Here is an 11,817-nt window from a genome sequence, read left to right as displayed (position 1 = left end):
ATGGGAAAAAGATACGCGGACATCATTAAGGAATTGACAGACAAGGAACTATTATTTCATCTTTATCTTACTCAGTTGCTTATTTTATCCATTTCTTTAATTCTAAGTATAATATTATTTAATAATATTGAGGAATTCCAAGTTCTCTTTGTATTCTATGATATAAATATTCTTGTAATTGGAGCGGCGGCAGGAGCGGCAGTTGTCCTGATAGATATCGGCTTGATGAAGGTTCTTCCGGAAAAATTGTATGATGATGGAGGATTAAATGAGAAAATCTTTCAAAATCGCAGTTTTCTCCATATTGCTTTTATTGCTGCAGTGGTGGCTTTTAGTGAAGAACTTCTATTCAGGGGAGTCATTCAGACTCATTTCGGCCTTGCTATCTCAAGTCTTATTTTTGCGTTTGTTCATTATCGATATCTTTTTAATTGGTTTTTGTTTGTAAATATTATTACATTAAGCTTTTTAATAGGTTATATTTATCATATAACCAATAATTTGCTTGTTACGATTGTTATGCATTTTCTGATTGACTTTCTTCTTGGTATTCTTATTCGAAAACGTTTCCTGAAAAAATCTGAAAGGATAGCGGAAGAGGAGAACGTAATTAACGATCATTAACAGCAGCATCAAAATAAACTTCTTATGATTTTTTATTACAGGAAGGGATGAAACATGAATAAAGAAGACCCTTATAGAGATCAGGCTGAAAGACTCCGTAAGAAGATTGACCGAAAACTGGAAACGGAAAATAGCGGGCAAAAATCAGCGTTGCCGCCACGGAGCCGTGTTCATCAGGAAAAAAGAAAAAAGAGTAAATGGAAGATTAAATACCCTGTTATTCGCCTGCTTGCTTTATTTTTTATCCTACTGCCCATCACCATTTTCAGTATTTATCAATATGTAAGCAGTGATAAAAGCATCAATGCCGGGTTAAATACAGAAAATGAGGAAACAGGTTCTGAAACAGTGGTTTTTGCCACAAATGATGAAGATAAAGGGACAACTATAGAAGTCAGAGAAGAACCGGTATCCCAGGAACCTGAGATAACTGAAAAAGCTGAGGGTGCTCAAGAAAAAGAAGATGCCAAAGTCCAGCAGGAAAAAAAGGCCCCTCAAAAGACTGATATAGAAGATAAAGGATCTGAACCTAATAAGGAAGTTCAGGAAACAGGATCTGAAACTACAGACTCTTCCAAAACAGCCGGGACAAAGGAAGCATTAAAAAAGGAAGGTAAAGTTATTTACCATACGGTTAAACCGAAGGAAACAATTTTTAGAATTGCCATGACCTATTATAAATCCCAGTCGGGAATTGAAAAAATAAAGCAAGCCAACAATTTGCCCTCGAATGAGATACAAACGGGCCAGGTATTAAAGATTCCGCTTGAGCAATAAAAGGATCGAAAACAGGTGCGGCAGCAGCCTCTCCTTCTTAGTCATATAATAATGTACAAGCTCATACATTATTGAGAAAGGGAGGGAGAGTTTTGGAATCGCCGATTAGAATGCTTGATGAACGTACAGACCAGGCTACAAGAAAAATGCTTGAGAAAGTAGTAGAGAGAAAGCAAAAATTTGATCGATTCAAGTCCTGGCATTTAATTGCCATGTGGGCGACTGTATTTATTTCATTTTTATTCTTTTTTTATATTTATAAGAGTGTCATGCTGCCATACTCTTACTCGTTTGCATCCATGTTTTCGGCTTTTGTCAATCAGTCAGCGAATTTCTATTTGCTTGTTTTTACGGTTGGCCTTTATGGACTTATGAATCTTCTGAGGGAAAAAAGGGAGAAAGCAGAAAAAGAATATCATGCCCTTAGGTGTGAGATTATAGATAAGAGCAAAGATCTTTGGAAAAAAGAAGATGAATGGAAAAATCGACATACCGTTTTCGAAATGATGAAAAAAAATTATGATATAAATCTTTATCATGAGAATAAATGACACCATAGAAAATGGAAAAAGAAGCAGCCCGCCTGCTTCTTTTTTGTTAAGTATACTTAAAAGAATTTCTTCTTATCCCGTTCTTCCTTAAGAATCTCTACGGCTTCTCTGAATCGCTGGGAATGAATAATCTCTCTTTCTCTTAAAAAACGGAGTCCGTCATTTAAATCCGGGTCATCACTCATATTAATAATCCACTGATAGGTTGCCCTGGCTTTCTCTTCTGCAGCGATGTCTTCGTATAAGTCTGCTATAGGGTCCCCCTTTGCCTGAATATAAGAAGCTGTCCAAGGCACACCTGCAGCATTATGGTAAAAAAGAGCGTTATCATGGTTGACATAATGGGCATCGAGACCGGCAGCTTTCATTTGATCAGGCGTAGCATCCTTTGTTAACTTGTAAACCATTGTTGCAATCATTTCCAGATGGGCAAACTCCTCAGTTCCAATATCTGTTAGAAGTCCGATGACCTTATCCGGAATAGTATAGCGCTGATTCAAATATCTTAGGGCAGCAGCAAGTTCACCGTCCGCTCCCCCATATTGTTCAATTAGATACTTTGCCAGTTTGGGATTGCATGTGCTTACCCTCACCGGATACTGCAGCTTCTTTTCATAAACCCACATTTTTTCTCAGCCCCCTTCGGAAGTCCGCTAATCTATTGAGCGCCTTCATGCAAGAAGGCGCCTGTGAACCAAATTTATACTTGCCAAGGCCACGGGGCATCATCCCAATTCCATGGCTGACCGGAATAGCTGTGTCCAAATTGCATTAATGGACCATACTTGCTCTCAATGGCATTTCTCAGTTTTTTTCGTTCTTTTGCATAGTGATTGAATTGCTTAATGGCTTCAGTATCATTGTTATGGGTGTCAAGGTATAGAGTCAGATCAACAAGGACAAAATCCACAGCCTGAAGCTGTTCAAGAAGCTGATAGTAATCTGCCGGCAATTGTTTCATGGCTATTGTCCCTCCCTGGCTTTTTCATAGGGACTGTACCACGGATCATAGAAAGCCTTCCAAAGCGTTCCTGCTCTTAAAGCCTCCATTGGTGTAAATTGTTCAAGTCCTGGCGGCTGAAATCCCATATATAGATTTGGAGGAGTGGAATAGGTTTTGACCTTTATCGGGGTGCAGGGGTCAAAGGGGCTTACATATGGGTGCCAGGTTTTACGGAGTGTATTCATTCATAATCCCTCCTTTTTATGCGTCATTGAAACTTATGAAAACTGCAGTGTTTTTATGATTGTTTACTTTAATAAAAAGAGGGGAAAGTTGAGGTGATGGCGAAGTTAAATATCAGGTCTAATTAATATTACTCTGAGGTGATGGCAATGTTTGTGAAAAGTATCATGATCCCCAAACATACCTGTTATACAATCGGACAGGATGCAGCATTGAAAGACGCTCTGGCTTTGCTGGAGGACCACCAGATCGACGGGCTTCCTGTATTGGATGGCGACCAGTATGCCGGCATAATTACGAGATATGGAATATATGAGAAATTCTTTTTGTCAGGGAAATCAAAGGATGATTTTCTTGAAGGGACATTGGTAAAGGATATTGCCACACATCAGGAGCAATATTTAAAAGGAAATGAGATCTTTGAAAAAACGCTTCTGGATTTAAAGGATTTCCCTTTACTTGCTGTTTTGGGTGATAATCGTAAATTTCTGGGCATTGTTACTCGCTTTGATGTCCTCGCTCAATTCCAATCCGCCTTCGGCACCAATAAGTCCGGTGTCAGGATTGCGTTTACTTCGGTAGAAGCGGAAGGGCGAATAGCGCGTTTAGCCGAAATCGCCCATTATTTCCATGAGCACATCATTTCCCTTGTAACCTTTGATGAAACAGACAAACTGGTCCGCCGCATCGTGATGAAGGTGGAAAAAAATAATAATATGGATAAGTTCATCAGCCGGCTCGAAAAATCCGGTTTCCGTGTTCTTGATATAACAGAGGATTAATGTATATATAGTCAACAAAATAAATCCTTTTCATACACTTTGTATGGGAGGGATTTTTAGTGTTTTTAATTTTGCTGAAGCTAATGACAGGTTTTATGAGCGGCATTTTATTTATTAAATTTTTTCCGGTGTCAATTCCAATGGGCATATCGGATATGATTGTCATTTTTGTACTGGAACCGGCGGGCTTTGTCCTGGGAATGACTTTTTTCCTTATCGCATTTATAGCCAACGCAGAGATCATTAGAAGTATAATCGAGTGGACTGCCAGGCTTTTAAAAAATATGAGGTCATCAAAACATATGGATGCTTTATTTGGGCCTGTGCTGAGTTTATTGCTTATTGGAGGCTTTTTTGTTTTGTCAGTCCTTTCGCCATGGGAAGCATTGGCCCTTTTCTGTTTTTCAGTAATTTATGGTATTATTTCTTTAGATTTCAAGAAAATCAATCTTGCCGGAGACTGATTGAAGGCGATTGATGGCAGGAGGATTTATGGAATACTTAATAGCTTTGGCCTTAATTGGCGGTGTGTGTTTACTAATGTTTATGCTTAGGGAGGCATTTGCAGATAGAATTATATATAAAGAGCTTTCTTTTCCTGAATTTCCGGAAAGCTTCGGTGAAGTAAAGCTTTTTTTTATTTCGGATATTCATAAGAGGACGGTGTCAGAAAAGATAATCGGGGAGATTAGAGAGAAGAAGCCTGACCTGGTCATCATCGGCGGCGATCTCTTGGAAAAAGGAGTCCCTTTTGAAAGAGTAAAGAAAAATCTAATGGGGTTAAAGGAATGCGGGCCAGTCTATTTCGTTTGGGGGAATAATGACTATGAAGTGGATTATCACCAGCTTGATGCTCTTCTCCTCGAATGCGGAGTAAAAATTCTCGATAATACTGCCCTTTCCTTTGAATCAGATGAAGGAGAACGTTTTATTTTGATGGGAACAGATGACCTCAGCAAGGATAGGGATCGGCTCGACCTCGCACTTGAAGATGCGGGTTCAGGAGGATTTCGGGTGCTGGTCAGCCATGATCCAAGAATCATTAACAGTATAAAAAAAGAACAAAATATTCACCTGGTTTTAAGCGGACATACGCATGGCGGGCAAATTCATATTTTCGGGCTTAGCCCATATGAGAAGGGGCGGATAAAAGTACTGCCGCAAACAACAATTCTGATCAGCAACGGCTACGGTACGACCGGTGTGCCCTTGCGGCTGGGGGCAAAGCCGGAAACTCATTTCATTACTCTTAATAAAGGCTGAAAATATAACACATCCAGATTTTACAGTTCTAGCGACGGTTTTTTATAATTAGTAATGAATGGAGGGCTGGGCATGGCAACAGAAGAAGGAAAGTATAATATCAAGGCTGTATCTAAGATGCTCGGCATTCAGCCAGGAACGTTAAGAGCATGGGAAAGACGGTATCAAATCGTTGCTCCTAAGAGAAATGAATCAGGTCACAGGCTATATACAGAAGAACATATCAAAGTATTAAAATGGCTGATCAGGAAAGTGGATCAGGGTTTTTCCATAAGCCAGGCTGTTTCCCTTCTCGAAAATAAGGAATTAAATGCCGAGCCGCTTCAGATGGATAAGGAAGGTGATCGGTCTGGTGCCCTCGCCAATGAGCTGCTTGAAGCTCTTCTTCAGTTTAATGAATCAAAAGCACATGATTTAATTAATCAGGCTTTCAGTTTTTATACAATAGATAAAGTCCTAATTGATATATTAGGCTCTCTTCTTGTAAAAATCGGTCATCAGTGGGAAGAGGGGAAAATAACTAGTGCACATGAGCATTTTGCCTCATCCATATTAAGATCCAGAATTGGGATGATTCTGCATTCTTTTCCGCATAATGGAGTCCTGCCAAAGGTGATAGCAGTCTGCGGACCTGGAGAAGCACATGAATTAGGGCTTTTAATTTTTACTTTATTTTTGCGCAGAAGGGGATTCGAGGTCGTTTACCTTGGGACAAGCATCGCTGAAGAAGATATTGATACTGTGATTGATATTGTTAAACCAAAATTTGTATTCTTATCCTGTACGATGAAGTCCAACGTACCTGAAACCCTCAAACTTTCTGAGAGACTTGCAGAGACTAATGGGAAGATGCATGTAGGCATTGGGGGATTCGGCATTGATACCCTTAGTAATGAAGAAAAAATGAAGTATGAACAGTTTATTCCCGGCGGTTCCGCTCATGAGTGGGAAGAATGGATTAGAGAACGGCTCCTATAACATAAGACCTGGCGGTTAAGTTGCCGGGTCTTTTCTTTTTTTTAGTCATACAAAATAAGACGACTCACAAACTGAGCAATGTTTCATACACTAAACCAAAGAGTTGGTTCAGGGCAGGGGGCTTATCATGCGCTTAGAACGTTTGAATTATAATAAAATCAAAATCTTTCTAACCTTAGATGACTTGAATGATAGGGGACTGACTAAGGAAGATGTCTGGAAGGATTCTCTAAAATGGCATCAGCTATTTCATGAGATGCTGGAAGAGGCAAGTGAAGAATTTGGTGTAGATATTCAAGGCACAGTTGCTGTGGAGATATTCTCCATGCAGGCTCAGGGAATGGTTATGATCGTTACAATGGAGGATCAGATGGATGAAGAGCTCCTTGAGGATGGTTTTATTGAAATGCAAGTAACTGTTGAGGGCAGTGAAGATATATTATTCGAGTTCCAGGATTTTGAAGACGTAATTCAAATGGCTAAAGAGCTGAACCGTGTGCAGATTCAGGAAGGAAGCCTATATTGTTATAAAGAAATGTATTATTATCATGTTACAGATTTAGCGGGAGATGACATTCATAGAGTTATTGCCATATTAGCTGAGTACGGTGATTCAGCCTTTACCAGCATACATGTAATTCAGGAATATGGGAAAGTACTTATCGAGTCCAATGCAGTAAAAAAGCTGGTGGAATACTTTTTATAAGTCGGAAGAGGGGGACATCCTCTTTTTTTTTTTGAACAAAGGAAGTCTCTTGTTTTGCAGGTTGCCAAAGAGAATAGCTGGCAGGATGATAACAGATAAATGCAGTGAATTTGGATTAAATGGTCATGAACTATATAAAAATTGGGTAAAACAAGTATAGTTAATCAGCTGCAAAAATAGTATAAAAATGGAAAAGTTTTTAAATATACAGTAAAGAAGGAAATGGGATGTTTCTTTTGGGCCTAAACGGGAAAACGGGTACTAGGAGTAAACAGAAAATTCCCTTTAATATCAAGGCTGAGAGCGGTTTCATAAAAATATTAAAAAATGCGGAAAAGTACATGATTCTTCTTGCATAAATTAGGCAAAGGTGTATACTAATCCATGGAAGCGGACAACTAATGAAAGTGATTTTTCTAGGAGGTTTACAAATGGTAGCCGAGAAAGGTACTGATTCAAATAAAGCAGAAAAATTGGACGTCTTAAAGTCGACTCAAACTGTCATACATAAGGCTTTAGGGAAGCTGGGATATTCTGATGAGGTATATGAGCTTCTAAAAGAGCCAATTCGCATGATGACAGTAAAAATTCCTGTACGGATGGATGACGGAACAGTAAAAGTCTTTACTGGCTACCGGGCCCAGCATAATGATGCAGTGGGTCCTACTAAAGGCGGTATTCGTTTTCACCCGAATGTAACTGAAAAGGAAGTCAAGGCACTGTCAATTTGGATGAGCTTAAAATGCGGAATTGTGGATCTTCCATATGGCGGAGGCAAAGGCGGAATCGTTTGTGACCCTCGCGATATGTCCTTCGGTGAGTTAGAGCGGCTAAGCCGCGGGTATGTACGGGCCATCAGTCAAATTGTGGGGCCGACTAAGGATATTCCTGCACCTGATGTATTTACCAATTCGCAGATCATGGCATGGATGATGGATGAATACAGCCGGATTGATGAATTTAACTCTCCAGGCTTCATTACAGGTAAACCACTTGTACTTGGCGGTTCACATGGACGGGAATCAGCAACAGCTAAAGGAGTTACAATTTGCATTCGGGAAGCTGCCAAGAAAAAAGGCATTAATCTCGAAGGTGCAAGAGTTGTTGTTCAGGGATTCGGGAACGCTGGAAGTTTCCTCTCAAAGTTTATGCATGATGCCGGAGCAAAGGTTGTTGGCATTTCAGATGCATATGGCGGTTTATATGATCCGGAAGGCCTTGATATTGATTACCTCTTGGATCGCCGTGATAGCTTTGGCACTGTGACAAAATTGTTTAATGATACAATTACAAATAAAGAGCTGCTTGAACTCGATTGCGATATTCTGGTTCCTGCGGCCATCGAAAATCAGATAACAGAAGAAAATGCACATAATATAAGAGCGGGTATTGTAGTGGAGGCTGCTAACGGCCCGACTACTTTGGAAGCTACACGAATCCTTTCCGAGCGAGGGATACTGCTTGTCCCTGATGTACTGGCTTCTGCCGGCGGTGTAACAGTTTCATATTTCGAATGGGTACAAAATAACCAGGGATATTACTGGACTGAAGAAGAAGTAGAAGAAAAGCTTGAAAAAGTCATGGTCAAATCATTCGATAATATTTATCAGACCTCTCAAACCCGCCGTGTAGACATGCGTCTGGCTGCCTATATGGTAGGTGTAAGAAAAATGGCGGAAGCTTCAAGATTCCGCGGATGGATCTAACTGTAAATTCTCCATTGATGAATGTAAGACATTTGAATAATCATAAAAAATCTCCTATCATAAACTGATGGGAGTTTTTTATGTTGTTTTCAGTAAAGTTTGTTGCTTTTTAACTTCAAACTAAGTTTAACCTGTTGAGTTGACCTTCGCTGTCGGTACTTGATCCTCGAAAATGCATCCGCATTTCCATCGTGCGGAGTTAATTCCAGGAAGCTAATTCAGTGTCCTGCGGGAGGTGAGGGCTCTCTTCTCTCCCCGCGGAAAGCAAGTGCCCCGTGCTGAAATCAACGGGCATTATTATAGGCTAAAACAATATCTGTAGAAAAAACAGCAACATGAAATTTTTTTCATTGGTATTGATTAAGGAGTGAGAATTTTGAATATAGACGTTATTATTGTTGGCGGAGGACCATGCGGATTGGCAGCTGCCATTGCTCTTCAGGAAGCCGGGAGAAACCCGCTTGTTATTGAAAAAGGCAATATTGTAAACGCAATTTACCACTACCCCACACACCAAACCTTCTTCAGCACAAGCGAAAAGCTCGAAATCGGCGGGGTCCCCTTCATAACGGAAAATTACAAGCCTAAGAGAAACCAGGCGCTGACATATTACCGGGAAGTTGTGAAAAGAAAGAGCATTAAGATTAACGCCTTTGAAAAAGTTCTCAAAGTAGTTAAAAATCAATCTGAGGTATTTGAAGTACACACAGATAAGGGGGATTATACCGCCAATAACGTAATAATTGCTACAGGGTATTACGACCATCCAAATTACATGGAAGTACCAGGAGAGGACCTGCCAAAGGTTTTTCACTATTTCAAGGAAGCCCACCCTTATTTTGATAAAGACGTAACGGTAATTGGCGGGAAAAACTCAAGTGTCGATGCTGCGATTGAACTGGTTAAAGCTGGAGCCCGAGTTACGGTGATCTACCGCGGAACAGAATATTCACCAAGCATAAAGCCATGGATACTCCCTGAATTTGAGTCCTTAGTTAGAAATGGCGTCATTAAAATGGAATTTAATGCACATGTGAAAGAAATCAGTGAAAATAAGCTGACCTACATGGTGGATGGCCAGCAATTCAACATTAAGAACGATTTTGTATTTGCCATGACTGGCTACCATCCTGACCACGGATTTTTAAGGAATATGGGGATTCAAATAAGTGAAGAAACAGGCCGCCCTCATTATAATCCTGAAACGATGGAAACGAATGTTCCTGGAATATTTATTGCAGGTGTTATTGCTGCCGGAAATAATGCCAACGAAATTTTTATTGAAAATGGCAGATTCCATGGCGGACAAATAGCCAAAGCTATAATTGAAAAAGAGAGTGGCAATAACAAAGGCTGATCATATGGGATCAGCCTTTGTTATTAGTTATTTATATTTGAAAAATCTCTTCGATATTTTGCTGGGTTTGCAGTCCGATTAGCAGTTTAATTCTTGCTTTTTGCCCGTTTAGTCCATTCGAGAAAATAACACCCATGTCCTTTAGGTGTTTTCCGCCTCCGTCATAGCCATATACATCTTGAGCAATTCCATTGAAACATCGGGAAACTAATACAATCGGAATATTCTTCTCTGTAAGAGCTTTAATGCCTTCGATTGTGGCTGGAGGCAAATTACCTTGTCCAAGTGCTTCAATCACAACTCCGTCAAAATCTAAATCACCTATAGCATAAAGCAGAGAAGAATCCATTCCGGCAAATGCTTTAATAAGTGTGACTTTTTTTACAGCAGCATCTAAAGGATAATATTCTCTATTTGTGGGCGTGTTATGAAATAATACACCTCTCTTTGTGACTATTCCGATTGGTCCATACTGCGGGCTTTGGAAAGTAGATACATTGCTTGTGTGTGTCTTTGTCACATTTTCCGCAGTATGAATTTCATCATTTAGAACAACCAGAACCCCTTTGTCTTTTGCTTCTTCGCATGAAGCTACGCGAATGGAGGAAATTAGGTTGTAAAGTCCATCAGAGCCGATTTCATTACTTGATCTCATAGCACCAGTAACAACGATGGGAAGGGATGTTTTAACAGTCAGATCCAAGAAATAGGCTGTCTCTTCTAATGTATCTGTCCCATGGGTAATGACTACGCCGCTAATTTCTTCCTTCGCCAGGTATTTTGCAATAATTTCCTTCAATTTTAGCATTTCTTTAGGTGTTATATGCGGTGAAGGTAGATGAAAAGGCTCTTCAACCAGTAATTCTGCAAGGGAAAGCAGTTCCTTTGTTTTTTCAGTCAATGGATTATTACCTGTCGGCTTAACAGCACCAGTTGCTGCATCCTCACTCATTGAAATGGTGCCTCCGGTGTGTATAACCAGTATCTTTTTTTTCTCCATGTTTATCCCCCAATTCTAGCTTTGAAACAAATTATGATGCGAAATATTTGTTTTCCAATATTTGAATAATCATTTTAATTCTTTCTATATCATGATACGATTAAGAAAACAGATTGAAAAGAGGGCAGCTCATGCTGGGAATATTATCCGCTGGCATCGCGCCGGGGTTGGCATTATTAAGCTATTTCTATTTAAAAGATCAATATGAGTCTGAACCCATATCAATGGTTTTTAAAACTTTTTTGTTTGGTGCTTTGCTCGTGTTCCCCATCATGTTCATCCAGTATGTTTTAGAGACTGAAGGGGTCCTGCAGTCTAGTCTGATGGACGCATTTCTTTCATCAAGCCTGCTGGAAGAATTCTTTAAATGGTTTATATTATTTTATACTATTTATCAGCATATCACATTTGATGAACCATATGATGGAATTGTGTATGGTGCTTCTGTATCACTTGGCTTTGCCACTGCAGAAAATATCTTCTATCTCGTCGCGCTCGGTGTGGAACACGCTCTTGGAAGGGCCTTGCTTCCGGTTTCCAGTCATGCTCTCTTTGGTGTTATCATGGGCTATTATATAGGAAAAGGAAAATTCTCGGCAACCTCGACAAAAAAATGGATAGCCTTCTCGCTCTTTATACCTTTTCTCCTTCACGGTATTTACGACTACATCCTGATTTCCTTAAAACATTGGATTTTTATCATGTTTCCATTTATGATTTTCCTTTGGTGGCTGGGCTTAAGAAAAGTGAAAAAAGCAAGGGCACATAGCGTAAACCACATGAATAATCAATTTGATTTACAGAAAACTCTCCATTCCTGATGGAGGGTTTTTTATTTTGCCGAAAACCAACCTAAAGTAAAAAGACTCAAGTTATTGAATAAAAAG

General features: G+C 39.7%; 15 protein-coding genes. 11 read left to right on the top strand and 4 right to left on the bottom strand.

Features of this window, described 5'->3' with window-relative positions; translation table 11 throughout:
• From JI665_RS07395 to JI665_RS07385, 3 genes are all read left to right on the top strand, one after another.
• On the top strand, window positions 1-624 hold the full coding sequence (locus JI665_RS07395) for a CPBP family intramembrane glutamic endopeptidase (protein ID WP_206838272.1): 624 nt from the start codon (window positions 1-3) through the stop codon (window positions 622-624).
• Window positions 625-678: 54 nt separating this feature from the next.
• Complete coding sequence (locus tag JI665_RS07390) at window positions 679-1,401, top strand: LysM peptidoglycan-binding domain-containing protein (protein ID WP_206838270.1); 723 nt, start codon at window positions 679-681, stop codon at window positions 1,399-1,401.
• Between the two features lie 92 nt (window positions 1,402-1,493).
• Window positions 1,494-1,952, top strand: a complete 459-nt coding sequence (locus JI665_RS07385; RefSeq protein WP_206838268.1) for a YpbF family protein — start codon at window positions 1,494-1,496, stop codon at window positions 1,950-1,952.
• Between the two features lie 56 nt (window positions 1,953-2,008).
• On the opposite strand, the gene cotJC is transcribed toward JI665_RS07385, so the two are convergent.
• From cotJC to JI665_RS07370, 3 genes are all read right to left on the bottom strand, one after another.
• Window positions 2,009-2,578 carry a spore coat protein CotJC gene (gene cotJC, locus JI665_RS07380; protein WP_206838264.1) on the bottom strand — a complete coding sequence of 190 codons (570 nt, stop codon included), beginning with the start codon at window positions 2,576-2,578 and terminating at the stop codon, window positions 2,009-2,011.
• A 74-nt stretch (window positions 2,579-2,652) separates the two neighbouring features.
• Window positions 2,653-2,913, bottom strand: coding sequence for a spore coat protein CotJB (locus tag JI665_RS07375; RefSeq protein ID WP_035330112.1), 261 nt, complete (start codon window positions 2,911-2,913; stop codon window positions 2,653-2,655).
• A 2-nt stretch (window positions 2,914-2,915) separates the two neighbouring features.
• Window positions 2,916-3,140, bottom strand: coding sequence for a spore coat associated protein CotJA (locus tag JI665_RS07370; protein WP_019380371.1), 225 nt, complete (start codon window positions 3,138-3,140; stop codon window positions 2,916-2,918).
• A 147-nt stretch (window positions 3,141-3,287) separates the two neighbouring features.
• On the opposite strand from JI665_RS07370, the gene JI665_RS07365 reads away from it, so the two are divergent.
• The 7 genes from JI665_RS07365 to JI665_RS07335 all read left to right on the top strand — a co-directional run bounded on the left by JI665_RS07365 (window position 3,288) and on the right by JI665_RS07335 (window position 9,930).
• Window positions 3,288-3,920 (top strand): CBS domain-containing protein, encoded by a 633-nt coding sequence (locus JI665_RS07365; RefSeq protein WP_206838261.1) that lies wholly within the window; start codon window positions 3,288-3,290, stop codon window positions 3,918-3,920.
• A gap of 59 nt (window positions 3,921-3,979) precedes the next feature.
• Complete coding sequence (locus JI665_RS07360) at window positions 3,980-4,384, top strand: hypothetical protein (protein ID WP_206838259.1); 405 nt, start codon at window positions 3,980-3,982, stop codon at window positions 4,382-4,384.
• Between the two features lie 28 nt (window positions 4,385-4,412).
• A complete protein-coding gene (locus JI665_RS07355) occupies window positions 4,413-5,183 on the top strand; it encodes a metallophosphoesterase (RefSeq protein ID WP_206838257.1) in 771 nt (256 codons plus the stop codon).
• Between the two features lie 72 nt (window positions 5,184-5,255).
• Window positions 5,256-6,161: a MerR family transcriptional regulator gene (locus JI665_RS07350; protein ID WP_206838255.1), complete on the top strand. Its 906-nt coding sequence runs from the start codon at window positions 5,256-5,258 to the stop codon at window positions 6,159-6,161.
• A gap of 127 nt (window positions 6,162-6,288) precedes the next feature.
• Window positions 6,289-6,867 (top strand): genetic competence negative regulator, encoded by a 579-nt coding sequence (locus JI665_RS07345; protein WP_206838253.1) that lies wholly within the window; start codon window positions 6,289-6,291, stop codon window positions 6,865-6,867.
• Window positions 6,868-7,298: 431 nt separating this feature from the next.
• Window positions 7,299-8,573: a Glu/Leu/Phe/Val family dehydrogenase gene (locus tag JI665_RS07340; protein WP_206838251.1), complete on the top strand. Its 1,275-nt coding sequence runs from the start codon at window positions 7,299-7,301 to the stop codon at window positions 8,571-8,573.
• A 376-nt stretch (window positions 8,574-8,949) separates the two neighbouring features.
• Window positions 8,950-9,930 carry a YpdA family putative bacillithiol disulfide reductase gene (locus tag JI665_RS07335; protein WP_211202478.1) on the top strand — a complete coding sequence of 327 codons (981 nt, stop codon included), beginning with the start codon at window positions 8,950-8,952 and terminating at the stop codon, window positions 9,928-9,930.
• A 31-nt stretch (window positions 9,931-9,961) separates the two neighbouring features.
• Here JI665_RS07335 and JI665_RS07330 read toward each other — a convergent pair whose 3' ends face one another.
• Window positions 9,962-10,930, bottom strand: coding sequence for an asparaginase (locus tag JI665_RS07330; protein ID WP_206838249.1), 969 nt, complete (start codon window positions 10,928-10,930; stop codon window positions 9,962-9,964).
• 131 nt (window positions 10,931-11,061) lie between these two features.
• Here JI665_RS07330 and prsW point away from each other — a divergent pair, with 131 nt between their 5' ends.
• Entirely contained in the window at window positions 11,062-11,751 is a 690-nt protein-coding gene (gene prsW / locus JI665_RS07325) for a glutamic-type intramembrane protease PrsW (RefSeq protein ID WP_206838246.1), read from the top strand.
• The last annotated feature ends 66 nt before the right edge of the window (window positions 11,752-11,817 follow it).

Source organism: Bacillus sp. NTK034 (assembly GCF_017303275.1).
GTDB lineage: Bacteria > Bacillota > Bacilli > Bacillales > Cytobacillaceae > Cytobacillus.
This window is presented reverse-complemented; position numbering and strand designations above follow the sequence as displayed.